Consider the following 24279-nt stretch of genomic DNA (forward strand, 5'->3'; position numbering starts at 1 on the left):
GGCTACCCTGGGCCGGGTGAGCGCCCGTCCCCCGTACCCTCGCATCCGCCGCCTCCGGGTGGCCCTCGCAGCGTCCTGCGCGGCGCTGCTCGTCGCCTCCGGTTGCAGCTTCGGCGAGCCGGACCCTGACCCGGCCGGTGAACCGCCCAACCTGCCGACCCCGTCCGTGTCGGCGGGCCCCGGCGGCGCCGGCCAGCAGGCGGTGGCGACAGTGCTCGCCAAGGGGCTGCGGGTGCCCTGGGCCATCGCCTTCCTGCCGAACGGCGGCGCGCTCGTCACCGAACGGGACAACGGCCGGGTCCTCCAGGTCGGGCCCGAGTCCGGGCCGGACGGGCTGCGGGTCCGCCCGCTCCAGACCATCCCCGACGTGGCGGCGGCGGGCGAGGGTGGCCTGCTCGGCATCGCCGTCTCCCCCGACTACGCCCGGGACCAGACGGTGTTCGTCTACTACACCACCGAGCGGGACAACCGGGTCGCCCGGCTGCGACTCGGCGGGCAGCCCACCCCGATCCTCACCGGCATCCCCAAGGCCAATGTGCACAACGGCGGTGGGCTGGGCTTCGGCCCGGACAAACAGCTCTACGTCAGCACTGGTGACGCTGGTCAACGCCCCCTCGCGCAGGACGCGAAGAGCCTCGGCGGCAAGATCCTCCGGATCACCCCGGACGGCAGGCCCGCCGCCGGCAACCCGTACCCCAACTCCCCGGTGTGGTCCCTGGGGCACCGCAACGTCCAGGGTTTCGCCTGGGACGCCGCGAAGCGGATGTACGCCGTCGAGTTCGGCCAGAACACCTGGGACGAGGTCAACCAGATCACCAAGGGCGGCAACTACGGCTGGCCCGAGGTCGAGGGTCAGGCCGGTGACAAGCGGTTCACCGACCCGATCGCACAGTGGGCGACGTCGGACGCGTCCTGTTCCGGTCTGGCCGCCACGGACCGGCTGCTGGTCACCGGCTGCCTGCGCGGCAAGCGCCTCTGGGTGATGGAGTTGACCGACACCGGCACGTTGCTGGGTCAGCCCAGTGAGCTGCTGACCAACCGCTACGGTCGGCTGCGCGCGGTGGCCGCCGCACCGGACGGGTCGCTCTGGGTGAGCACCTCCAACCATGACGGTCGGGGCAACCCGGCGGGCGACGACGACCGGCTCCTGCGGGTGGTCTTCGCGGGCGGCGACGGCGGGCGCAGCTGATTCCGGCACCATCCGTTCAGGTTTGCCAAGATCTTTCGACGGGCAGGTCAGACTTTCAGCATGGACGGCCAACGCGACGAGCGGCACGACGACGCCGATGACCGGGACGCCCCGGTGACCGGCGACGATCGTCCGCGCCCGGCGGGTTGGCGGGTCGGCGCGAGGGGCCCACTGCGCCGCCTCGGGCTGATCGTCGCCGTTCTCGCCGTGGCCCTCGCCGGGGCGGTGCTCGGGGTGCTGGCGGGTGGTCGGGTGAGCACCGACATCGGCCCGTTCCGGGCCAACCTCAGCATCTCCCCCGCCCGGGACGGCGGCACCACCGTCGACATCCCGCCGCTCGGCGCGCTGCTGCTCGACAGCCACGACGGGCCGACCCACCTCACCGTCCGACTGGGCGCGCTCGACCAGGGGCGCACCGAGGCGCTCATCGACGACCCGGCCAGCATCAGCCGGGCCAGCCAGAGCGCCGTCGAGGACGTCCGCTCCGGGGTGATGCGCCTCGGCCTGCGCACTCTCGGCGCGTCGGTGCTCGTCACGTTGATCCTGGCCGGGTTGATCTTCCGCGACGTCCGGCGCACCGCCTGGTCGGGTGGGCTGGCACTGCTGGTCACCGCCGGCAGCCTCGGCACCGCGGCGGCGACACTGCGTCCGCAGGCCATCGAGGAGCCCCGCTACGAAGGGCTGCTGGTCAACGCGCCGGCCATCGTCGGTGACGCCCGACGGATCGCCAACGACTACACCAAGTACGCGGAGCAGTTGCAGCGACTGGTCGGCAACGTCAGCCAGCTCTACACCACCGTCTCGGCGCTACCGCTGCTGGAGCCGACCCCGGGCACCACACGGGTGCTGCACGTGTCCGACATGCACCTCAACCCGACCGGCTGGCAACTGATCCGGACGGTGGTGGAACAGTTCGGCATCGACGTGGTGATCGACACCGGGGACATCACCGACTGGGGCAGCGAGCCGGAGGCCTCCTTCGTCGGCTCGATCGGCCTGCTGAAGAAGCCGTACGTCTTCATCCGAGGCAACCACGACTCCGGTAAGACCGCCGCCGCGGTGGCCCGCCAACCGAACGCGATCGTCTTGAACAACACCACCACCACTGTCGCCGGGCTGACCATCGCCGGCATCGGCGACCCACGCTTCACCCCGGACAAGAACACCTCCCCGGCCGGCAGCGGGTTGACCCAGCAGGTGAAAGACCAGGTGATCGGAGCTGGAGACCAGCTCGCCGCGACGATCCGCCAATCACCGCGACCGGTGAACATCGCGCTCGTGCACGACCCGGCGTCGGCCGGGCCGCTCGCCGGCACCTGCCCGCTGGTGCTGGCCGGGCACACCCACGCCCGGCAGGTCTCCGAGCTGCCGGAGACACCCGGGCAGCAGCGCACCACGCTGATGGTGGAGGGCTCCACCGGCGGCGCCGGACTGCGCGGCCTGGAGGGCGAGAAGCCCACCCCGCTGTCGATGAGCGTGCTCTACTTCGACCAGCAGAAGCTGCTCCAGGCGTACGACACGATCACCGTCGGCGGCACCGGGCAGGCCCAGGTCAACCTGGAACGACGCCTGGTGGAGAACCCGACCGCCACGCCCACACCCACACCGACCGGCGCTGTCTCCCCGACGCCCACGCCCACACCTACCGGCTGAGCCGACGCCGGCACCGGCCAACAGGCAGCGCGGGCGGACGTTGACGGGTCAGCGCAGGGCGATGGCGGCCAGGGCGGCGTTGACGATGCTGCCCGGCAACAGGTCGTGCAGTTCGTACAGCTCGGCGACGCTGCCGGACTGGCCGAACTCGTCCACGCCGAGCGGCACCGCAGGCGCGCCGACCGCCGAACCGAGCCAGGCCATCGCGTGCGACGCGGCGTCGTGCACTGTCACCACCGGCACCCGATCGACGAACGCCGAGCGCAGCGCGCCGGGCACGCTGGGCACCGTTGCCGTCCGTACGCCCTGGCGCAGGGTGCGCTGCCAGGCCCGGTAGAGCCGGTCCAGCGAGGTCACGTCCACCACGTGCGCGGCGATGCCCTCGTCGGCCAGCTCCGCCGCGGCGGCAAGCACCTCGGGCAGCACCGCGCCGGAGGCGGCCAACTGCACCACCGGGGCGTCGACCAGGTGCGGGTACGCCTGGTGCGCGTCGACGAGCCGGTACGCCCCGGCGACCACCTGCCGTCGCAGCACCGCGTCGCCGAGCCGCGCGCGGGCCGCCTCGAACGGTGCCTGGTCCAGCGGTCGGGTGCTCAACCGGAAGTAGTACGCGCCGTCCTCGGCGGGTGCGGCGGTCGCGGCCGGTGCCGACCCGCCGGCGATCTGACCGAGCGCGTCGCAGAGCAGCCAGTCCAGGGTGGCCGCGTACGCCGGCTCGACGAATGTCACCCCGGGCAGCTCCAGACCGACCGACGCGGTGATCGTGGACTGGTGGGCGCCGCCCTCCGGGGCGAGGGTGATGCCCGACGGGGTGCCGGCCACCACGAACCGGGAGCCGGAGTACGTGCCGTACAGGAACGCGTCGAGGCCGCGCAGCACGAACGGGTCGTAGACGGTGCCCACCGGCAGCAGCGGCTGCCCGGACAGGTCCCACGACAGCCCGAGCTGACCGAGCAGCAGGAAGAGGTTCATCTCCGAGATGCCCAGCTCGATGTGCTGCCCAGCGGGGCTCTCCGTCCAGCGCAGCATCCGGTCCTCGGTCCAGGAGCGCTGCTCGGTGGGGGCGAACACCCCGGTCTTGTTGATGAACCCGGCGAGGTTCGTGGAGGTGGCCACGTCCGGGGCGGTGGTGACCAGGTAGCGGCCCACCTCCCGGTCCCGCGCCAGGTCCACGAGCACCCGACCGAAGGCCTCCTGCGTGGAGATCGGCTTGGTTGCGCGTACTCCGGTGCTTTCCGGGACGGTGACCCCCAGCGCGCGCTCGCGGGGCGCGCGGGACAGCGCCTCCCGGCGGGCGCTGGCCTGGATCCCGGCCGGTGACGCCGGGTCGAGGCGGTCCCACTCGGTCTCCGCGGTCAAACCCCGCGCGGTGCGCAGCGTGTCGACCTGCTCCGAGCTGAGCAGCGCGGAATGGTTGCGCGGATTGCCGGCGATGGGCAACCCCCAACCCTTCACCGTGTACGCGAAGACGACGCTGGGCCGGTCGGTGACCGCGTCGCACTGGGCGTACGCGTCGAGCATGGCCTGGAGGTCGTGCCCGCCCAGGTCGGTGACGAGCGGGCCCAACTCCTCGTCGTCGACGTGGGCGATCAGCTCCTCGATGCCGGCGGGCGCGCCGTCCAGGAACTGCTTGCGCAGCACCGGACCGGTCAGCCCGAACAGCGACTGGTACTGCTCGTTGGGCATCGCGTCGATCCAGTCGCGCAGTGCCGCACCGCCCGGCCGGGCGTACGCCTCGGCGAGCCGGCGACCGTACTTGACCTCCACGACGTGCCAGCCGGCCGCCTCGAACTGGCCCCGCCACTGGTTGATCCGGATGCCGGGGACCACCCGGTCCAGCGACTGCCTGTTGAAGTCGACGAGCCACATGACGTTGCCCAGCCCGGTGGTCGCCGGGTCGGCCACCGCCTCCCAGATGTTGCCCTCGTCCAGCTCGGCGTCGCCGATCAGCGCCACGAACCGGGAGTGCGGGCGGGCCCCGAAGTGCGCGTCGACGTAGCGGCGGGTGGCGGCGGCGAAGAGCGGCGCCGCCGCGCCCAGGCCCACCGAACCGGTGGAGAAGTCCACAGCGTCCGGGTCCTTGGTGCGCGACGGGTACGACTGGAGGCCGCCCCGGGCCCGCAGCCGGGGCAGGTACGAGCGGTCCAGGTTGCCGAGCAGGTACTGGATGGCGTGGAACACGGGGGACGCGTGCGGCTTGACGGCGACCCGGTCCTCGGCGTCCAGGTGCGCGAACCAGAGGGCGGTCATCGCGGTGACCAGGGAGGCGCTGGACGCCTGGTGGCCGCCGACCTTCACCCCGTCGCCGGTGGCCCGGTCGTGGTTGGCGGCGTCCACGATCCGGGTGGCGAGCCAGAGCACCCGCCGCTGGATCTCGTCAAGAACGTCAAGGTCGTGCCGGGCCACGGGAACTCCATCCAGGCGTCGCCGTTGACGCCCTCACAAGGGGTGCGGTACATGTTGATCATGAGGTTGACGGTGGTCGTCGATCGTCAGACCACCGTCAACCTCATGATCGACGCTGGGCGGCGGGTCAGCCCTGGACGCCGAGGCGCTCCAGGATCAGCTCCCGCAGGGTCTTCGCGTCGGCCTGACCCCGGGTGGTCTTCATGACCGCCCCGACGAGCGCGCCGACCGCCGCGACCTTGCCGCTGCGGATCTTGTCGGCGATGCCGGGGTTCGCGGCGATGGCCTCGTCCACGGCCGCGGTGAGCGCGCCGGTGTCCGACACGACCTCCAGGCCCCGGCTGGTCATGATCTCGGTGGGCGAACCCTCACCGTCGACCACGCCCTCCAGCACCGTACGGGCCATCTTGTCGTTGAGCTTGCCGGCGTCGACAAGCCCCTGCAGCTCCGCGACCTGGGCGGGGGTGGCACCGATCTCGGCCAACTCCACGCCGCTCTCGTTGGCCCGGCGGGACAACTCACCCAGCCACCACTTGCGGGCCGCCGCCGGGGTGGTGCCGGCCGCCACCGTGGCCTCGATCAGCTCGACCGCGCCGGCGTTCAGCACCGACTGCATGTCCAGGTCCGACAGGCCCCACTGCTCCTGGAGCCGACGCCGGTGCACCCGGGGCAGCTCCGGCAGGGCGGCCTTCAACTCGGCGACCCAGGCCGGGTCCGGAGCGATCGGCACCAGATCCGGCTCCGGGAAGTACCGGTAGTCGGTGGCCGTCTCCTTCGAGCGACCCGGGGTCGTGTCGCCGGTGTCCTCGTGGAAGTGCCGGGTCTCCTGGGTGATCCGGCCGCCCGCGTCGAGCACCGACGCCTGCCGCAGCATCTCCGAGCGGACCGCCCGCTCCACCGAGCGCAGCGAGTTGACGTTCTTCGTCTCGGTGCGGGTGCCCCACTCCGCTCCCGGCAGGTTGAGCGAGGTGTTCACGTCACAGCGCAGCGAACCCTCCTCCATCCGCACGTCCGACACGCCCAGCGTGCGGATCACGTCCCGCAGCTCGGCCACGTACGCCTTGGCCACCTCGGGGGCGAGCGCACCGGTGCCGGTGATCGGCTTGGTGACGATCTCGACGAGCGGAATCCCGGCCCGGTTGTAGTCGACGAGCGACTCCGTCGCACCGTGGATGCGGCCGGTGGCACCACCGACGTGCAGCGTCTTGCCGGTGTCCTCCTCCAGGTGCACCCGCTCGATCTCGATCCGCACCGTCTCGCCGCCCACCTCGACGTCCAGGTAACCGTCGACGCAGATCGGCTCGTCGTACTGGCTGATCTGGAAGTTCTTCGGCATGTCCGGGTAGAAGTAGTTCTTCCGGGCGAACCGGCACCACTCGGCGATCGAGCAGTTCAGGGCCAGGCCGATCCGGATGATCGCCTCGATGGCCGCCTTGTTGGCCACCGGCAGCGACCCCGGGAGGCCCAGGCACACCGGGCAGACCCGGGTGTTCGGCTCGCCACCGAAGTCGGTCGGGCAGCCGCACCACATCTTGGTGTTCGTGCCCAGCTCGACGTGGGTCTCCAGGCCGATCACCGGTTCGAAGCGCGCAACGACCTCGTCGTACGCGGGCAGTGTCGTGGTCATGAGACGCTCCAGGCGCGATCCGGACAGAACCTGTCCAGCCTAATGGGGTTGTCCGATCAATCCTCGGCCGGGTTTCGTCAGGGGCGCGTGGCGTCACCGACTGCAGGGTACGAAGCGACAATGACGAATACGGGGAGACTGTCGGAAGCAGCCGTGACCACCGAGGGACGGTTCATCTCCGATGAGCAGGTGCCGCAGCGACGCGACCGCCGCGGCACGTACGTAGTCGCCGCAATCGTCGTTGTCAGCGCCGCCGCGATGGGCACCGCCGCGATTGTCGACGGTGACACCGGGTGGTCCAACCTCCTCGCCTCGTTCGCGCTGATGCTGATCCCGCCGCTGGTCGGCGTGATCGTTGCCCTCGTGTTCGGCCGCAGGCTGATCAAGCGGTTGCCCCGGACGGCGGGTGCCGACCCGGCGACCAGGCGGCGGATCGGGCGGGCGCTGCGCGACGGTTCCACCGACGACCCTCGTCTCGACACGCTAGCTCGCAAGGAGGCCGAGCAGCAGGTACGTCGGCGGTGGCTGCCCTGGGCCCTCGGGGTGGTCCTGGCGATGCAAGTGCTGCATGCCATCAGCACCGACCGGACGGCCACCCGCTGGACAGCCGGACTGGGGGCGATGGCCTGGGCGTTGGTGCTCTACCAGCAGTGGCGCGTCACCCAGCGGGCCCGTCGCTACCTCGCCGGTCCAGCTTTAGGTCAAGCTACGCGGTAACCCAGTCGTACCAGCGCGTCGCAGGTGTCACTCCACCATTGTTGGTAGGCAGGCACTTCCTGCAGACGGGCCAGCGAGACCAACTCGCCAAGTTGGCCGTAGTGGTCGGTAGTTGAGCGGCTCACCCGGTCCATGACGCTGTTAAGCGTGCTCTTGGGGTCGGCAATGCGCTCCACCATTCGTGGCTGTGCAGGCAGTCCCATTTCGGCATCGGTCCATCTGACGCCGAGCGCACTTCTCAGTGCGTCACCATCCGCAAGAAGCCACGCCTCTGTCTCGCGTACCGGAACCACTGCTACGAGCTTCTCCGCACGCTCCCCCCACAACTCGCGCAGCGGTCGCAGCCACTCCGCAGCAGTCCGCTCCCGGTTGGCGCCCTGATCGTGATGAAAGAAGATCAGGGAGAAGCTTGCCGGATTCTGTTCGACAAGCCCGATGACATCAGGTATCGAGCACGGGCCTCTTCGGTCACGTAACGGCTGAACGTCAGCAACGTCGACTGCGTCCTCGAATTCGGTCAAGCAGATCTCGGTCAATGCCCTGGCCAGCAACCTCGGAAGAAACTGGTCATCGGTGACGCCCTCGGAAACCAACGCAGAGGTTAGATACCGCATCAGTTGTCCAACTCCGCCATGACCTCGAACTCAGCAATTTCTCTGGGGCTTACCACACTTCCGACATCCAACTCGTCATCGATTGTGAGCTGCTGCGCCCCTGCAATTGCCCTCCACCGACTGATCCGACTACGGGCTTGGCCGCGCTGGACACGACTAACGACGTCCATGAAGACTGCATCGGTTCGTAGCCGGGCGTTAGCGGGTTCCAGCGCTCGCAGGATCGCCGGCGAGTGACTGCTCAAGATGAGCTGAGTCAGAGCGGCACCGTCGGTTCTAGCGTCGATGGCCCGATCCACGAGGTTGCGAAGGTATCTGACGAACTGGGCAAGCCGTTGCGGGAAAATGCCGTTCTCAGGCTCTTCGAAGCAGATAAGTCCGGCGCCTCTTGGATCGTAGAGTGCCGCCAGAAGGGCGATCGCCCTCAGCGTGCCATCCGAGGCCACTCTGGCGGAGAACGGCGCCTCCTCTCGGGTCAGCACCTCCACCTGTCGCTGCCGGCGGGCCTCGTCCTCAGCAAGGCGAACCCGGATGACGCCCGGTATGACGGCGGCCAAGTCAGCGGAAAGGTCGTTCAGCGCCCCTTCCGGCCTGTCGTCATTACCGGTCTCATCTGCCAACCGTCGCAGTGTGTTCGCCAGGTGACCGCCGTTAGCCGCGAGGCCATCGGGGTCGTCGTAGGAGTCAGGGGCCCGCAGCGCACTGGGATCCAGATGTAATAGACGCCACGACTGCATCTCCCGCTTGAGCGCGTACAGGAGAGGGAAGTCAGTCGCCGTGGTCAGGCTGGACAGGACGGTCGCGGTGGCAGCCGTTGCAGGAAGCCGACGCTTACGCCCTTGATTGCCCTGCTGCCTGATGCTGAAGACCGGCCGGTCCTGCTCGTCCTGCTCCGTCTCCAACGGATCGGCCCCGGTGCGGTAAGCCGCCAACCGCTTACGCTGCGCGGCGTCGAACCGGGCCACCCACGTGTCGTCCGCCCGCCGGATCCTCCGAACTGACTCACGGACGACGTAGGGCCGCTGCGTCCCACTGTGTCCGGTTGACCTGAGTTCAAGAGTCAACTCGTAGCGAAGCCGCGAGTGGATGACTTCGGCAGTGTCACCAAACGCATCGGTAACAGACCTATCCAGCAGCACTTCCACGGCAAATGTCATCACATCGACCGAGGATCCGTCGGTGTGTTTGTGAAACAGATCCACGATGTCGCCACGCATGTGCTGGGTTGCTTCAAGTACCGGGTCGCCGGCCAGCCGACTGAGAAACTGAATAGCGTCGAACAAGTTTGACTTGCCTGCCGCATTCCGTCCGATGATGACCAGGAAGGGCGGGATGTTCAACGAGAAATCACGAAAAGACTTAAACCCGTCTATCTCGATCCGTGTTAGCATCCCGCCCGCCCTCAGAGCGCTGGTGGAGTGAACGTGCCGACGGCGGACTCCAACGCCGCGGCGACCCGGTACATCCGGTCGTCGGCCATCGTCGGGGCCATCACCTGGAGACCGACCGGCAGCCCTTCAGAGAGGCCACAGGGCACCGAGATGCCCGGCCCGCCGTACAGGTTCGTCGGGATCGTGTACAGGTCGGCCAGGTACATCTGGTACGGGTCGGCGGTCCGCGCGCCGATCGGGAACGCCACCGACGGCGTGGTCGGCGAGATCAACGCGTCGACCCGCTCGAACGCGGCGGTGAAGTCGCGGGTGATCAGCGTCCGGACCTTCTGCGCCTGCCCGTAGTACGCGTCGTAGTAACCCGACGACAGCGCGTACGTGCCGATCATGATGCGGCGCTTCACCTCGGGGCCGAAGCCGGCCTCGCGGGTCAGCGACATGACCTCCTCCAGCGACCGGTTGCCGTCGTCGCCGACCCGCAGGCCGAACCGGACACCGTCGAACCGGGCCAGGTTGGAGGAACACTCGCTCGGGGCGATCAGGTAGTACGCCGGCAGGGCGTACGCGAACGTCGGGCAGGACACCTCGACGACCTCGGCACCCATCTTGGTCAGCGCGTCCACCGACTCACGGAAGGCGGCCATCACACCCGGCTCGGCACCCTCGCCGACGAACTCGCTCACGATGCCCAGCCGCACACCGGTCAGGTCACCCGTAGCGCCGAGCTTCGCCGCCGCCACCACGTCCGGCACCGGCTGCGGGATGGAGGTGGAGTCACGCGGGTCGTGCCCGCCGATCACCTGGTGCAGCAGCGCCGCGTCGAGCACGTTACGGGCGCACGGGCCCGGGGTGTCCAGCGACGACGAGAAGGCCACCAGGCCGTACCGGGAGGTGCCGCCGTAGGTGGGCTTCGCGCCCACGGTGCCGGTGACGGCGCCGGGCTGGCGGATCGAGCCGCCGGTGTCCGAGCCGATCGCCAGCGGCGCCTCGTACGCGGCCAGCGCGGCAGCGCTGCCACCACCCGAGCCACCCGGAATCCGGCTCAGGTCCCACGGGTTGTGCGTCGGGCCGTACGCCGAGTATTCGGTGGAGGAGCCCATCGCGAACTCGTCCATGTTGGTCTTGCCGAGCATCACCGTGCCGGCGTCGCGCAGCCGCTGCACGATCGTCGCGTCGTACGGCGGACGCCAGCCCTCCAGGATCTTCGACCCCACGGTGGTCGGAATGCCCCGGGTGGCGAGCACGTCCTTGACCGCTACCGGCACACCAGCGAGCGGGCCCAACGCCTCACCGGCGGCGCGGCGCTCGTCCACCGCGCGGGCCGCGGCGAGCGCGCCGTCCGTGTCGACGTGCAGGAAGGCGTGCACCCGGTCGTCGACAGCGGCGATCCGGTCCAGGTGCGCCTGGGTCACCTCGACGGCCGAGGTTTCGCCCCCGGCGACCAGGGCCGCGATCTCCGTCGCGGTCATTTTGGTCAAATCGCTCATGCCGTCACTCCGCTTCGCTCCGCGACGCCATGAGGCACCACGGCGCTGCACTGCTGATTCGCTCGCTGGCGCTCACTCATGAGGCCACATCCTCGGTCAGGATCCGCGGTACGCGGAACCGCTGGTCCTCGACGTCGGGCGCGCCCGACAGCGCTTCCTCCGGGGTCAGGCACGGCGTGACGACGTCCTCGCGGAAGATGTTCGTCAGCGGCACCGAGTGTGAGGTCGGCGGGATGTCCGCGGCAGCGACCTCGCCGACCTGGGCGACCGCCTGGAGGATCACGTCGAGCTGGCCGGCGAACGTGTCCAGCTCCTCCTCGGTGACGGCGAGCCGCGACAGGCGCGCCAGGTGCGCGACCTCCTCGCGGGAGATGGCGGCCATCCGTGCCCCCTTCTGAATTCCTGCTGGTCGGGCGGTGTGCCGGCCGCGCGACGGGTGGAGCGTGACACGCGGTGACCGGAGCGAGTCTATTGTTCCGCTCCGGTGCCGCGTCCCCGACTCCCCCTCCGACAGCCCTCGCGCCGGGTCAGCGGGTGGGGCGGCGGGCGACATCCGGCTGTGGGAGCCCGCCGGTCGGGCGGACCGGCCGGTACCGGGCCAGCCAGGTGACCAACTCCTCGGCCGGCATCGGCCGGGCGTAGAACCAGCCCTGCGCGGCATCGCAGCCGGCGGCGTGCAGCATCCGCCAGGTCCGCTCGTCCTCGACGCCCTCGGCGACCACCCGCAGCCCCAACGCGCCGGCCAGCTCGATCATCGAGCGGACGATCGCCGCGTCGTCGGCGTCCTCGGCCATGCCGAGAACGAACGAGCGGTCCACCTTCACCTCGGACAACGGCAGGCGGCGCAGGTGCTGGAGAGAGGAGTAGCCGGTGCCGAAGTCGTCGAGCGCGATGGCCACCCCGATCTGGTGCAGCCGCGAGATGGTCGCCAGCACCCGGCGCGGGTCGGCCATCAACGCGCCCTCGGTGATCTCGACCTGGAGCCGTTCGGCGGGCACCCCGTAGCGGGCCAGCCGGTCGGCGATCTGGTCGGCGATCTCACCGGTGTGCAGGTCCCGAACGCTCACGTTCAGCGCCGCGCGCAGGACGATGCCGGCCGCCGACCACCTGGCGAGCTGCTCCACCACGTCGTCGACGACGCGACGGGTGAGCAGCCGCATCACGGCGCTCTGCTCGGCGACCCGGATGAGTTCCTCCGGGTCGACCATGCCCCGCCGGGGGTGCCGCCAGCGCAGCAACGCCTCGACGCCGACCACCTCGCCGGTCGCGATGGCGATCTGCGGCTGGTAGTACATGGTGATCGCCCCGACGTCGTCGACCGGGCCGTCGTCCGCGTGCGCCCACCCGGTCGGTTCGACGGGCTGGGCAGGCGTACCCGGCCCGACCTCCCGCCGCCCGCCGGGGCGGTTTTTGCCCACCGCGCTCCCGTTCGGGGACCGCCGACCGGTCCCGCCCCCGGCGCGCCGCTCCGGGGTCGGGGCGGAACGGGTGCCGGCGACAGTGGCACGGGCGTTGCGCCCCCGGATCGGGTCGGCTCCGGTGGCGATCCGGTTGATCAGCTCATCGGGGTGCGTCAACTCGCCGTCGGAGCGCCGACGACGAGCCCACCACCTACCAACTCCCGGCGGTGCCGCGGCGACCGTCGGCACCGGGTCCGCCGCTGGCACCGAGCGGCCCGGGGCAGCGGTGGGCAGCGCGGCGCCGTCACCGCCGCGGACCTCCGCCGACGCACCGAGGGGTACGTCGAGCGTCCGCTCGGGGTCGTTCGATACGCCGTGCCGACCGTCCCCGTCCGGCTGCGCCACCGGTTGTCCCTCGCCCTGGCCCTGACCGTCGGCGTCGGCACCGAACGGCACCTCGGCCGACGGGCTGGCCTCCAGGACGCGGCGCAGGTCGGCGAGGAGGCCGAGTCGCTCGGCGGAGTTGTGGTCGGACTCCGGGGCGTACACGGCGACCGTGTCGTTGCGGTGCTTGGCGTCGTACATCGCCACGTCGGCGTGGCGCATCAGGGTGGCGAAATCCTCGCCGTGCTCCGGGAAGAGGGCGATCCCGATCGACCCGCCCACGTCCAACGGCAGCCCGTCGAGCGGCACCGGCTCGGCCAGCGCCTCGACCACCCGGTCGGCCAACTCCCGCGCCTCAGCGACGTCGGTCAGCCCGGTCATCACGATGGCGAACTCGTCACCGCCGAGCCGGGCGATCATCTGTGGTCGGGGCTGCACGTCGGTGAGCCGAGCGCTGACCTCGACCAGCAGCCGGTCACCCACCGCGTGCCCGAGGGCGTCGTTGACGTTCTTGAAGCGGTCCAGGTCGATCAGCAGGAGCGCCAACTGCCCGTCGGGTTCACCGCGGGCGGTCCGCTCGGCGTGCAGGTGCACCTGCTCCGCCACCTCGGCCAACAGGGCCTTGCGGTTGGGCAGCCCGGTCAGCGGGTCGGCGGCAGCGAGATGCTGCTGTTCGTTCGTCAACCGGGCCATCCGGTACACGGCGAAGAGCGGCACCAGCACCAACGGGATCAGTGCGGCGCTCACCCGCGCCGCGGCGACGAGCACCGGGGCGAGCAGCAGCAGTGAGCCGGTGGAGAGCAACTCGAAGCCGAGGCCCTGGCGCACCGTGGGCCACCAGCGATCCCCGAAACGCAGCCGTACCGCCCAACTGACCAGCCCGTAGTTGACGACGAACCAGGCCAGCGCGGCGCCGCCGACGGCAGCCACGTCCGTCCAGTGCAGCCGCCCACCGGAGAAGATGGTGCCCGAGCCGAGTTGGATCACCCCGTACGCGGCGGCGAGGGCGCACGCGTACTGGCCGACGTTGAAGGCAGTACGCCAGGCGGCGTGCCGCATCCGCCAGCCGGACACCACGACGCCCACGGCCTGCACCACCACCGCCGGGCCGAGACCCCAGCCGAGCAGGATGGCGAAGGTGAAGCAGGTGGACGGGAACACCGCCGACGTCTGCCGGCGCCCCGGCGGCACGAACGGACGCGCGTCGCAGATCACGGCGAGCGCGGCCATCGTCCAGAACGCCACCGGCAACTCGGACAACTCGCCGGGGAGCCTCGCGAGGGGAACGGCGGCGGTCAGCGCGGCGACCGCCAGGATGCCGGCGACGAAGGCGGCGAACGGTGCGACCCGTCCCGCAGGAAGCGAGTTGCGTGGGTCGGCGACCTCCACCACACCTCCCGACCGACAATCGGCGTGCCGGTGCGCGCGCCGTGACCCAATGAAACGCCCTCGGCCCCCAGTTTCCCGGTATGACAGTCACGAATCGGTCGTAGTCGTAATTAAGTTGGTATACGCGGCCAGTCGTCACGCCCGACCGCCGGCCGGGTCACCCGCTCAGCTGAGCGACCTCCCGGGCGGCGTCCGGGCCGGCGTCCAGCAGGAGCCGGAACCCGTCCTCGTCGAGCACCGGCACCTTGAGGCTGGCGGCCTTGTCGGCCTTCGACCCGGGGTTGTCCCCCACCACCACGAAGCTCGTCTTCTTGGAAACCGACCCGCTGACCTTGCCGCCCCGGCTCTGCACCGCCTCGGCGGCCTGGTCGCGGGAGAAACTGGCGAGGGTGCCGGTCACCACGACTGTCAACCCCTCCAGCGGGCGCGGCCCCTCGTCCACCGCCTCCTCGGCCATCCGTACGCCGGCCTCGGCCCACTTGCGAACCACCTCGCGGTGCCAGTCCACAGCGAACCACTCGCGGATGCTGGCGGCGATCGTCGGCCCGACCCCGTCGACTGAGGACAGCTCCTCCTCGGTGGCCGCGTCGATGGCGTCCATCGAGCGGAAGTGCCGGGCGAGGGCCTGGGCGGCGGTCGGGCCGACGTGCCGGATGGACAGCGCCACCAACACCCGCCACAGGTCCCGTTCCCTGGCGACAGCGAGATTGTCCAGCAACTTGGTGGCGTTGCTGCCCAGGCTGCCGTCCTTGTTGACGAAGAACGGCGACCGGGACAGTTGCTCGGCGTCGAGGTGGAACAGGTCCCCCTCGTCGCTGATGATCTCCGCTTCGAGCAGGGCGCCAGCGCCCTTGTAGCCGAGCACCTCGATGTCGAACGCGCCCCGGCCGGCGAGGTGGAACACCCGCTCCCGCAACTGCGCCGGGCAGCTACGGGTGTTGGGGCAACGGATGTCGACGTCGCCCTCCTTCGACGGGGCGAGCGGGGTGCCGCAGGCGGGGCAACTGGTCGGCATGACGAACGGCCGGGCATCGGCGGGCCGCAGGTCCACCACCGGGCCGAGCACCTCGGGAATCACGTCGCCGGCCTTGCGCAGCACCACGGTGTCGCCGATCAGCACGCCCTTGCGCTCCACCTCGCGAGCGTTGTGCAGGGTGGCAAGCGCGACTGTGGAACCGGCCACCCGCACCGGCTCGAGCACGGCGAACGGGGTGACCCGGCCGGTACGCCCCACGTTCACGTCGATGTCCAGCAGCTTGGTGGTGACCTCCTCCGGCGGGTACTTGAAGGCGATCGCCCAGCGCGGCGCACGACTCGTCGACCCGAGCCGACCCTGGATGGAGACCGGGTCGACCTTGACCACCACACCGTCGATCTCGTGCTCGACGTCGTGCCGGTGCTCGGCGTAGTAGGCGATGAACCCGGCCACGCCGGCCAGGTCCGGAACGACCCGCCACCTGTCGCTCGTCGGCAAACCCCACGACTTCAATGCGGCGTACGACTCGGACTGCGCCCTGGGTTGGAACCCCCGACGGGCGCCGATGCCGTGCACCACCAGGCGCAGTGGCCGGGTGGCAGTGATCCGAGGATCCTTCTGTCGCAGGCTGCCGGCGGCGGCGTTGCGAGGATTGGCGAAGGGTGCCTTGCCCTGCTCGACCAGACCGGCGTTGAGATCGGCGAACGCGGCGATCGGGAAGTAGATCTCGCCCCGGACCTCCACCAGCTCGGGAATGTCCGGGAACTCGGCGGACGGGGCGAGCTGACTCGGCACGTCGCGAATGCTGCGCACGTTCGCGGTGACATCCTCACCGGTGCGCCCGTCGCCCCGGGTGGCGGCCCGGACCAGCCGGCCGTTCTCGTAGGTCAGGTTGATCGCCAGCCCGTCGACCTTCAGCTCGCACAGGTACGGCACCGGACCGCCCGCGTCCCGTTCGACCCGGTCGGACCAGGCCGACAACTCCTCGTCGGCGAAGGCGTTGTCGAGCGAGAGCATCCGTTCGGCGTGGGTGACCGGTGTGAAGTCGGTGGAGAACGTGCCGCCCACCCGCTGGGTCGGCGAGTCGGGCGTCCGCAGCGCCGGAAACTCCTCCTCCAGTGCCTCCAACTCGCGCAACTGCCTGTCGAAATCCGCGTCGGGGATGGTCGGCGTGTCCAGGACGTAGTAGCGGTACTGGTGCTCGGTCAACTCCTGGCTGAGCGCGGCATGCCGCTCCCGGGCCTGCGGCGTCGGCTCAGCCCCGGCCGCCGCCTCCTGCGCCGCGCTGACCTGCTGACCGATCTGCTCCTCGGACACACCGCCACCTTCGGACACGCCTGCGACCTCCCTGATCACGCTACTCCGGCACGGTATCGGGCCGGTGGGACAATCCGTCGCCCACCCGCGCCCGGGCGACCTCGCCCTCGGCCGCATCCGGTGATCAGACGACTGTCGGTGGTCGTCGACGGGCCGATCACGGCCGACCGTCGAGTGCCCGGGGGCGGTAGGCACCCGCGGTGTGGTTGGCGGGCGGCACGGGCGGCGGCGTGCAAGGATCGCCGGACGGTGCGACCGGCGGGTCGCCGACACGCGGAGGTACGGATGCCCGAGGCACTGCTCTGGGCGGTGGCGATCCTGCTGGCGGTGGCCGCCGGCTGGGCGTGGAACAGTTGGCGGCACCGGGTGGCCGACAGGCGTCCGGGAACCGGGCCGGGTCGGGGCAGCACCGGCGGCCGTCGTTCCGCCCCACCACGACCGCGTGGCGCCGAACGCCCGTCGACCAAACCCCGCTCGCGCGACACCGACCGGCGCGACGACACCCCGGCGCCCGGCGAGATCTGGTGGGCGGACGTGCCCTACGCCGACGGGACCGGGTCGAAGGTTCGCCCGTGCCTGGTTCTGCGCGCCGACTCCCGGGGCGCCGACGTCCTGAAGATCACCAGCCAGGACAAGAGCGACAGGGACGACCACGTCCGGATCCCCACCCGGGACTGGGACCCGGGCGCGGAGCACGACAGCTACCTCAGCCTCACCGAACCGATCCGGCTCGACTCGGCCGCCTTCGCCGACCGCGCCGGCCGCTGCGACGCGGACCTGTGGCGAAAGGTGCGCAGCCTGCGCCACCTCCCCACCGCCTGAACACCACCCCCGGCCACTCCCGACCACCCTCGACCGTCCCCGGCCGCCCTCGGGGCAGGCCGCCGGCCTTGATCGACTCGCGTTCCTGAAAGTCGCGGTGTCCCACGCTCTCGGACACCCCGATTTCCTGAACCCCGAGTCGATCAGACCGAAAGGGCCGCTGGCAGACCGGCCGAGCCGGACCAGGCCAGGTCAGTCCCAGGCCGCGCCGAGCGTGGCCAACTGGTCGGCGTACTCGATGCGGTCGACCCACTCGCGCGGCCAGGCGGCCATGCCGGTGGCCGCGCCCACGAAGGCGCCGGCCAGGGCGGCGATCGAGTCGGAGTCACCGGCGGTCGTCGCGCCCCGGGCCAGCGCAGCGACCGGATCGTCGGCGTGCCGTACGGCGCAGAGCAGCGCGGTGGCCAGCGCCTCCTCGGCCACCCAGCCCTCCCCGGTGGCCAGACACGGGTCACCGCCGTCGTCCGGCTGGGCCAGCGTGTTGGTCAACCGGCCCAGCACCGTGAGGCACTCGTCCCAGCCGTTGGCGATGAACTCCTCCGGGGAGCCGGAACCGGCGCGCTGCCAGAGGTCGCCCAGCCACCACTCCCGGTAGACCAGGCGCTGGGACAGTGCCCGCTCGGTGAGCACCGCCGGAAGATCGGGCAGCGCGACGCCAGTGCGCAGAGCGAAGACGGCGTACGCGGTGAGTTCGCTGGCGGCCAGCCCGGTCGGGTGGCCGTGGGTCAACCCGGCCTGCAACTGGGCCAACCCGGCGAGCGTGTCGAGATCCTCGTCGAGCAGGCCGACCGGGGTGACCCGCATGTTGGCCCCGCAGCCCTTCGAGCCGACCACCGTCGCCTCCTGCCAGCGGACCCCACGGCTCAGCTCGGCGCAGGCGCGCAGGCAGGTCATCCCGGGGGCACGGTTGTTGTCCGGGCTGACCGCCCAGGCCAGGAAGCGTCGCCGGAGCAGCGGCTCCACCGCCTCCGGGGTGAGCGACGGCGCCTCGTGCAACGCCCAGCCCACCGCCAGCGCCATCTGGGTGTCGTCGGTGACCAACGCCGGGTCGCCGGACAACTCGCGCGGCCCGGCCGGGCCGTACCGGCGCTCGATCTCGGCGACGGTGAGGAACTCGGTCGGCTTGCCCAGCGCGTCACCGTAGGCGAGGCCGAAGAGCGAACCGGAGGCGCGCAGCGCGGGAGTGTGGATCACGGCGGCCATCATGCCCGGCCGCCGCAACCCACGGCGGGCTCAGTCCCAGCAGAGGCAGAAGGGGTGGCCGGCCGGATCGGCGTAGACGCGGAAGCCTTCGCCCTCACCTGGCAGCCGCCGAGCCCCCAGCGCGAGTGCCGCCTTCTCGGCGGCCTCGATGTCGTCCACCGTCACGTCGAGGTGGAACTGCTGCGGGCGCTCGGGATCCGGCCAGGCGGGCGGACGCAGGTTGAGCGCCTGTTGGAAGGCGAGGCGCGGCTGGTGACCGGGCGGGCCGCCGAGCACCACCCAGTCGTCGTCGAAGTCGCCCTCGGCGAGCGGGACGCCGAGCAGCTCGGCGTAGAACGCCGCCAATGCCCGCGGATCGGGGCAGTCGATCACCACTGAACGCAGCTGTCCAATCATGACCGTCATCCTGCCCACCCGGTACGACAGGAAACCTCAGACCTCGGCGAGCCGCCGGCCGGCGTCCCGGCACGCGGCGAGCACCGCGCGCGCGTACTCCGGGGTGGCACCGGCGAGACCGCAGGCCGGGGTGACCACCACCTGCTCGGCGAGCTGCCGACGGGGAAAGCCCAGGCGGTCCCAGACCTGGCGTACCCGATCGGCGATCTGCGCGGAGGTCGGCGCGCCACCGGCCGACGGCGGCCGGGTCGGCGCGGCCCCGGCGAACAACCCGAGGCCGGCGTCGAGCGCCTCGCCCAGCGGGTCGAGCTTGGTGACGAGGTCCAGGTCGAGGGCAACCGCGACGGCACCGGTGGAGCGGATCAGTTCCAACGGCACGTCCGGGGCGCAGCAGTGCACAAGCGTCGGTACGCCCACCGCCTCGACGATCGTGCGCAGCAGGGCGGCGGCGTCCACCGACTCGACCGCCCGGTACGCGCCCAGCCCGCTCTCGGTCGGCACCCGCCCGGCCAGCACTGTCGGCAGTGACGGTTCGTCAAGTTGCAGCAGCACCGACGCCCCGGGCAACCGGCGTGCGACCGCCGCGACGTGCGCGCGCAGCCCTTCGGCGAGGGAACCGGTCAGGTCGCGGACCGCGCCGGGGTCGCGCAACAGCCGACCACCGATCGGCAACTCCACTGACGCGGCCAGCGTGAGCGGGCCGGCGGCCTGCACCTTGATCGGCCCGGCGTACCCCTCGGCCTGCTCGGCGAGCTGGTCCAGGTCGCGTTCCATCAGGTCACGGGCCCGGCGCAGGTCGCGGCCCGGGCGTGGGGCGACCCGCCACCGCCCCGCGTACACCTCGACGGGCATCTCCACGAGCAGCCCGGCGGACCGGCCGATCATGTCCGCTCCGGGGCCACGGGCCGGCAATTCGGGCAGGTGGGGCAGCTCGGGAAGCTCACCCAGGACCACCCGCTGAGCCTCGCCGATGTCGGTGCCGGGCAGCGAACCAATTCCGGTTGCCGCGCCGGCCGGCCAGGGCCAAACCTGATCTGTCACGGGCGAAGGCTATCCCGCGAACACCCGGGCCGTGCGGTCAGCCGGTGATGGTCGCGGAGCCGAGGACGACGTCGCCGGCCGGGTCCGGTCGGTACGCCACGACGGCCTGACCGGCGGCGACACCGCGTACCGGTCGGCGCAGCTCGGCGTGCAACCGGTCACCGTCGAGGGCGACGGTCGCCGGCACCACGTCACCGTGCGCGCGCAACTGCACCTCGCACTCGACCGGCGCGTCCGGACGGGCACCGCCGGTCCAGACCGGACGCAGGGCGTGCACGTCGGACACTTCCAGGGCCTCGGCCGGGCCGACGGTCACCGTGTTGGTCTTCGGGGTGATGGAGAGCACGTACCGTGGCCGACCGTCCGGGGCAGGCCGGTCCAGGTGCAGCCCGCGCCGCTGCCCGACGGTGTACGCGTACGCGCCGGTGTGACTGCCGACGACAGCGCCGGTGGCGTCCACCACGTCGCCGGGCGCCTCACCGAGCCGGCCGGCGAGGAAGCCGCGAGTGTCCCCGTCGGCGATGAAGCAGATGTCATGCGAATCCGGCTTGTCGGCCACGGCCAGACCGCGCTCGGCGGCCTCGGCGCGCACCTGCGCCTTCGTCGAATCACCGAGCGGGAAGATCGACCGGTCGAGCTGTTCGCGGGTGAGCACGGCCAGCACGTACGACTGGTCCTTGGCGAGGTCGACACTGCGCCGCAACAGCCCGTCCGCGCCGAGGCGGGCGTGGTGCCCGGTCACCACCGCGTCGAAGCCCAGGGCCACCGCCCGATCCAGCACCGCCGCGAACTTGATCTTCTCGTTGCAGCGCAGGCAGGGGTTCGGCGTACGGCCGGCCGCGTACTCGGCGACGAAATCGTCGACCACGTCCTCGTGGAAGCGGTCCGCCATGTCCCACACGTAGAACGGGATGCCGATCACGTCGGCCGCCCGCCGGGCATCCCGGGAATCCTCGAGGGTGCAGCAGCCACGCGCACCGGTGCGATAGGTCTGCGGGTTGCGGGCCAACGCCAGGTGCACGCCTGTCACGTCGTGCCCGGCCTCCACCGCCCGCGCCGCCGCCACGGCCGAGTCAACCCCACCCGACATCGCCGCCAGAACCCTCACCAGAACTCCCTCTCCCTGTCCCCACCCCGTCCCCCACCAACAAGCCTATCCACCAGCCCCGAAAACCCGAGAACCCGCGCCCACCCACACACGCCCTGACCCGGGCCCGCGAGCGGCCCGCGCGATATTGCACTTTCTGCGCCGACATATGCCACCCAAGGCACAAATCACCGACCGAAAGTGCAAGATCGCCGAATCAGGGCCGGGCCGGGGGCGAGCTAGCGGGGGGTGCGGAGGGCTGCGGCTCGGCGGGCTCGGTCGACTGCTGCCGGGAGGGCTGCGATGAGGGCGTCGATGTCGGCCTGGGTGCTGGTGTGGCCCAGGGAGAAGCGCAGCGAGGAGCGGGCGCGGTCGTCGTCGGCGCCCATCGCGAGGAGGACGTGTGACGGCTGGGCCACTCCGGCTGAGCAGGCGGAGCCGGTCGAGCAGGCGATCCCCTGCGCGTCGAGCAGGAGCAGCAGCGCGTCGCCCTCGCAGCCGGGGAAGGAGAAGTGCGCGTTGCCGGGCAGCCGGTCGGTGGGGTCACCGTTGTAGATCACTTCGGGTACCGCCTGGCGCACCCGCTCGATCAGGTCGTCGCGGAGGGCGGCCACCCGGGCGGCGTACTCCTGCTGGCCCTTCACCGCCGATTCCACGGCGACGGCGAAGGCGACGATGCCGGCGGTGTCCAGGGTGCCGGAGCGGATGTCGCGTTCCTGGCCGCCGCCGTGCAGCAGCGGGGTGGCCGGCACGTCCCGGGCGAGCAGCAGCGCGCCGACTCCGGTGGGGCCGCCCAGTTTGTGGCCGGTGACGGTCAGCGCGGCGACTCCGCTGGCCCCGAAGTCGACGGGCACCTGACCGACGGCCTGGATGGCGTCGGTGTGGAAGGGCACACCGTGTTCGGCGGCGACGGCGGCCAGTTCGGCCACCGGTTGGACGGTGCCGACCTCGTTGTTCGCCCACATCGCGGTGACGACTGCCACCTGGTCGGCGTGGGCGGCCAACTCGGCGCGCAGGGTCTGCGGGTCGAGCCGACCGACGGCGTCCACTGGCAGCCAGCCGACTTCGGCGCCTTCGTGTTGGGCCAGCCAGTCGACCGCGTCCAGCACCGCGTGGTGCTCGACGGCGCTGGACACCACCCGGCGGCGGTCGGGTTTGGCTTCTCGGCGGGCCCAGAAGATGCCCTTGACGGCGAGGTTGTCGCTTTCGGTGCCGCCACCCGTGAAGATCACTTCAGAGGGCCGGGCGCCCAGCACCGCGGCCACCTGCTCACGTGACTCTTCGACCCGGCGGCGGGCACGACGGCCCGACGCGTGCAGGGAGGACGCGTTGCCGACCTCGCGGGCGGTAGCGACGTACGCCTCCAGTGCTTCATCGAGCATCGGAGTCGTCGCCGCGTGATCCAGGTAAGCCATCGTCGTTCAGCGTACGGCCGACACCTTGGGGCCCGGATGCCGGAGGGGACCGCACGCGGTGGCCGGGGTGGAACTCCACCCCGGCCGTATGCGCGCGGTCCTGGTCAGGCGGGCACCGCCGTGACGACGATGTTGTCGCGGTACTTGCGCGCCTTGGCGTCGAACGGCCCACCACAGGTGATCAGGGTCAGCCGTGGCTTGCCGTCGCGGGCGAAGTACCGGTCCAGCGGGATCTTGGTTTTCAGGTACTCCTCCCGGGCGACGACCCGATACTGCCGGGCCTTGCCGTCACTTCCGGTCGCCGTGAGGGAGTCGCCCTGGTCCAGCTCGCGCAGCCGGTAGAACGCCCCCTTGCCCTGCTTGGCGCTGTCCACGTGCCCGGCGATGACCACCGAACCGGAGGTCGCCTCCAGGCCCGGCCCAAACTGGTACCAGCCGATCTGGTCGACGCTCGGCGGGACCTCGAACTCGTTGGTCCGCTTGTTGATGCCCACCGCGTTGACAGTGGCGGTGACGTCGATGCCCGAGATCACCAGCTTGACTGGCGGAACGATCTTGGCGCCGGCCGGCAGTTCACCGACGACCACCGGAACCGACGGACCCTCGGCCGCGCTGGCCGACGGGGTCGGGGTGGCACTGGCCAGGGTGGCCGCCTCGTCGGCGCCCACGTTCTCGGCCGGCTGGTTGGCGCACGCCACCAGGGCGGCGGCGGTGAGCGCGGCAACGCCGGCGGCAACCGCCGCCAGCGCGCCGCGGTTGCGCACCGTCACTTGCGGCCCGTCCGTGCGGTCGCCATCCGCACCCCACCACCGAGCAACAGGAGTACGCCGGCACCGGTGAGCACGTACCACCAGGTGTTCACGCCCGTGCCGGCCTGGCCGCCGTCACCGCTGGGCACGCCGCCCGGGGCGGAGTGCAGGCCGGTGATGGTCTGGGCCACCACGTCGAGGGTCTTGCCCTCGGCGGAGCCGATCGCGTAGACGATCGTGGCCGTGCCCTCCTTCAGGTTGAGGTCCGCCGGGCCGATGGCCACGGTGTCGGTGCCGGCCAGCACCACGTCCGCCTTCACCTCGCCGGCGTCGACGTCGCCCTTGGCCTCGTTCGGGTTGGTGAGGTTCTTGAAGACCGGGGTGCCACCGGCGCGGACGTCGACCGCCGGGGCGGCGGCGGTGTGCCGGACGATGAGCCGGGCCTTACCGGCGTCGACCTTCGAGACGTCGTTCACGAACGGGGTGATCTTCGGCTTGCCGGCGGCGTCGAGGTGGGCCGCGAGGCTGATGTTCGCACCGCCCGGCACCGCGGCGTCGTCAACCTTCAGGATCGCGCTGCCGATCGGCTCGCCCGGCTTGGTGAGCGCGATGTCGTAGTCGCCCTCCTCCAGGTTCAGCGGGCCGGCGACGTCGCCGGGCTTGAAGTTCTCCAGCGTCTTCTTGCCGTTGACGTAGACGTCGACGGGGGTGTCCGGGATGCCGTGCACGACGGAGACCTTCGACGTGGCGGCGTACGCGGGGGTGGCGGTGAGGGCACCGACGCTGGCAAAGGCCAGCGCGGCGACGGCGCCGCCCGCGGCGACCCGACGGAAGTACGAGAGCTGCATGTCTGCCTCCTGGTGATTGGTGCTGATTCGTCAGGCCTGCTGTGCAGAACTGGTTACGCCGGCTCTCGGACGGACGGATGCGCCCCGGAGGCACTTTTCTTTTTCGGCCCCAACCGCATCCGGAACGGGGTCCAGGAGCGAAGAGCTGGTGAGATGACATCGACCGGG

General features: G+C 71.1%; 19 protein-coding genes. 4 read left to right on the forward strand and 15 right to left on the reverse strand.

Features of this window, described 5'->3' with window-relative positions:
• Positions 1 to 16 precede the first annotated feature (16 nt).
• Together ABZ406_RS00860 and ABZ406_RS00865 are read left to right on the forward strand one after the other, a co-directional pair.
• The gene (locus tag ABZ406_RS00860) at positions 17 to 1189 is read left to right on the forward strand and encodes a PQQ-dependent sugar dehydrogenase (protein WP_357754821.1); all 1173 of its coding nucleotides are present in this window, start codon (positions 17 to 19) and stop codon (positions 1187 to 1189) included.
• Positions 1190 to 1249: 60 nt separating this feature from the next.
• Positions 1250 to 2842: a metallophosphoesterase gene (locus ABZ406_RS00865; RefSeq protein WP_357754823.1), complete on the forward strand. Its 1593-nt coding sequence runs from the start codon at positions 1250 to 1252 to the stop codon at positions 2840 to 2842.
• A 48-nt stretch (positions 2843 to 2890) separates the two neighbouring features.
• Here the strand turns inward: ABZ406_RS00865 and ABZ406_RS00870 are convergent, their stop codons facing one another.
• The gene (locus tag ABZ406_RS00870; protein WP_357754826.1) at positions 2891 to 5248 is read right to left on the reverse strand and encodes a pyruvate dehydrogenase; all 2358 of its coding nucleotides are present in this window, start codon (positions 5246 to 5248) and stop codon (positions 2891 to 2893) included.
• Between the two features lie 127 nt (positions 5249 to 5375).
• On the reverse strand, positions 5376 to 6875 hold the full coding sequence (gene gatB / locus ABZ406_RS00875) for an Asp-tRNA(Asn)/Glu-tRNA(Gln) amidotransferase subunit GatB (RefSeq protein WP_145785165.1): 1500 nt from the start codon (positions 6873 to 6875) through the stop codon (positions 5376 to 5378).
• A 153-nt stretch (positions 6876 to 7028) separates the two neighbouring features.
• Between gatB and ABZ406_RS00880 the strand changes: the two genes are divergently transcribed.
• Entirely contained in the window at positions 7029 to 7592 is a 564-nt protein-coding gene (locus ABZ406_RS00880; protein ID WP_357754829.1) for a hypothetical protein, read from the forward strand.
• Here the strand turns inward: ABZ406_RS00880 and ABZ406_RS00885 are convergent.
• The 6 genes from ABZ406_RS00885 to ligA form a co-directional block, all read right to left on the reverse strand.
• Positions 7577 to 8206 (reverse strand): DUF4276 family protein, encoded by a 630-nt coding sequence (locus ABZ406_RS00885; protein ID WP_357754832.1) that lies wholly within the window; start codon positions 8204 to 8206, stop codon positions 7577 to 7579. The genes ABZ406_RS00880 and ABZ406_RS00885 overlap by 16 nt on opposite strands.
• The gene (locus tag ABZ406_RS00890) at positions 8206 to 9597 is read right to left on the reverse strand and encodes an AAA family ATPase (RefSeq protein WP_357754835.1); all 1392 of its coding nucleotides are present in this window, start codon (positions 9595 to 9597) and stop codon (positions 8206 to 8208) included. Before ABZ406_RS00890 ends, ABZ406_RS00885 begins: the two co-directional genes overlap by 1 nt.
• Before the next feature lie 11 nt (positions 9598 to 9608).
• Positions 9609 to 11084 (reverse strand): Asp-tRNA(Asn)/Glu-tRNA(Gln) amidotransferase subunit GatA, encoded by a 1476-nt coding sequence (gene gatA, locus ABZ406_RS00895; protein WP_357754837.1) that lies wholly within the window; start codon positions 11082 to 11084, stop codon positions 9609 to 9611.
• 76 nt (positions 11085 to 11160) lie between these two features.
• Positions 11161 to 11466, reverse strand: coding sequence for an Asp-tRNA(Asn)/Glu-tRNA(Gln) amidotransferase subunit GatC (gene gatC / locus ABZ406_RS00900; RefSeq protein ID WP_357754840.1), 306 nt, complete (start codon positions 11464 to 11466; stop codon positions 11161 to 11163).
• Between the two features lie 145 nt (positions 11467 to 11611).
• Positions 11612 to 14257, reverse strand: a complete 2646-nt coding sequence (locus ABZ406_RS00905) for an EAL domain-containing protein (RefSeq protein WP_357754843.1) — start codon at positions 14255 to 14257, stop codon at positions 11612 to 11614.
• Between the two features lie 157 nt (positions 14258 to 14414).
• Entirely contained in the window at positions 14415 to 16550 is a 2136-nt protein-coding gene (gene ligA / locus ABZ406_RS00910; RefSeq protein ID WP_357754846.1) for an NAD-dependent DNA ligase LigA, read from the reverse strand.
• A 285-nt stretch (positions 16551 to 16835) separates the two neighbouring features.
• Here ligA and ABZ406_RS00915 point away from each other — a divergent pair, with 285 nt between their 5' ends.
• Positions 16836 to 17372: a type II toxin-antitoxin system PemK/MazF family toxin gene (locus ABZ406_RS00915; RefSeq protein ID WP_357754849.1), complete on the forward strand. Its 537-nt coding sequence runs from the start codon at positions 16836 to 16838 to the stop codon at positions 17370 to 17372.
• A gap of 192 nt (positions 17373 to 17564) precedes the next feature.
• Here the strand turns inward: ABZ406_RS00915 and ABZ406_RS00920 are convergent, their stop codons facing one another.
• The 7 genes from ABZ406_RS00920 to ABZ406_RS00950 form a co-directional block, all read right to left on the reverse strand.
• Positions 17565 to 18578: an ADP-ribosylglycohydrolase family protein gene (locus tag ABZ406_RS00920; RefSeq protein ID WP_357754852.1), complete on the reverse strand. Its 1014-nt coding sequence runs from the start codon at positions 18576 to 18578 to the stop codon at positions 17565 to 17567.
• A gap of 27 nt (positions 18579 to 18605) precedes the next feature.
• Positions 18606 to 18971 carry a VOC family protein gene (locus ABZ406_RS00925; protein WP_357754855.1) on the reverse strand — a complete coding sequence of 122 codons (366 nt, stop codon included), beginning with the start codon at positions 18969 to 18971 and terminating at the stop codon, positions 18606 to 18608.
• 36 nt (positions 18972 to 19007) lie between these two features.
• Positions 19008 to 20012, reverse strand: a complete 1005-nt coding sequence (locus ABZ406_RS00930) for a methionine synthase (protein WP_357754857.1) — start codon at positions 20010 to 20012, stop codon at positions 19008 to 19010.
• A 37-nt stretch (positions 20013 to 20049) separates the two neighbouring features.
• Positions 20050 to 21120, reverse strand: coding sequence for a tRNA 2-thiouridine(34) synthase MnmA (gene mnmA, locus ABZ406_RS00935; protein WP_357754860.1), 1071 nt, complete (start codon positions 21118 to 21120; stop codon positions 20050 to 20052).
• Between the two features lie 218 nt (positions 21121 to 21338).
• Positions 21339 to 22514 carry a cysteine desulfurase family protein gene (locus ABZ406_RS00940; RefSeq protein WP_357754863.1) on the reverse strand — a complete coding sequence of 392 codons (1176 nt, stop codon included), beginning with the start codon at positions 22512 to 22514 and terminating at the stop codon, positions 21339 to 21341.
• A gap of 104 nt (positions 22515 to 22618) precedes the next feature.
• A complete protein-coding gene (locus ABZ406_RS00945) occupies positions 22619 to 23284 on the reverse strand; it encodes a class F sortase (RefSeq protein WP_357754866.1) in 666 nt (221 codons plus the stop codon).
• Complete coding sequence (locus ABZ406_RS00950) at positions 23281 to 24111, reverse strand: DUF4397 domain-containing protein (RefSeq protein ID WP_357754868.1); 831 nt, start codon at positions 24109 to 24111, stop codon at positions 23281 to 23283. Before ABZ406_RS00950 ends, ABZ406_RS00945 begins: the two co-directional genes overlap by 4 nt.
• Positions 24112 to 24279 lie beyond the last annotated feature (168 nt).

Source organism: Micromonospora sp. NPDC005710 (genome assembly GCF_040630995.1).
Taxonomy (GTDB): Bacteria; Actinomycetota; Actinomycetes; order Mycobacteriales; family Micromonosporaceae; genus Micromonospora.

Bases quoted from the DNA above. Each gene is read 5' to 3' on its own strand.
- ABZ406_RS00940 (WP_357754863.1), bottom strand. From the start codon at position 22,514: ATGGCTTACCTGGATCACGCGGCGACGACTCCGATGCTCGATGAAGCA.
- gatA (WP_357754837.1), bottom strand. From the start codon at position 11,084: ATGAGCGATTTGACCAAAATGACCGCGACGGAGATCGCGGCCCTGGTC.
- ABZ406_RS00920 (WP_357754852.1), bottom strand. From the start codon at position 18,578: ATGATGGCCGCCGTGATCCACACTCCCGCGCTGCGCGCCTCCGGTTCG.
- ABZ406_RS00890 (WP_357754835.1), bottom strand. From the start codon at position 9,597: ATGCTAACACGGATCGAGATAGACGGGTTTAAGTCTTTTCGTGATTTC.
- gatB (WP_145785165.1), bottom strand. From the start codon at position 6,875: ATGACCACGACACTGCCCGCGTACGACGAGGTCGTTGCGCGCTTCGAA.
- ABZ406_RS00925 (WP_357754855.1), bottom strand. From the start codon at position 18,971: ATGATTGGACAGCTGCGTTCAGTGGTGATCGACTGCCCCGATCCGCGG.
- ABZ406_RS00885 (WP_357754832.1), bottom strand. From the start codon at position 8,206: ATGCGGTATCTAACCTCTGCGTTGGTTTCCGAGGGCGTCACCGATGAC.
- ABZ406_RS00865 (WP_357754823.1), top strand. From the start codon at position 1,250: ATGGACGGCCAACGCGACGAGCGGCACGACGACGCCGATGACCGGGAC.
- ABZ406_RS00950 (WP_357754868.1), bottom strand. From the start codon at position 24,111: ATGCAGCTCTCGTACTTCCGTCGGGTCGCCGCGGGCGGCGCCGTCGCC.
- gatC (WP_357754840.1), bottom strand. From the start codon at position 11,466: ATGGCCGCCATCTCCCGCGAGGAGGTCGCGCACCTGGCGCGCCTGTCG.
- ABZ406_RS00915 (WP_357754849.1), top strand. From the start codon at position 16,836: ATGCCCGAGGCACTGCTCTGGGCGGTGGCGATCCTGCTGGCGGTGGCC.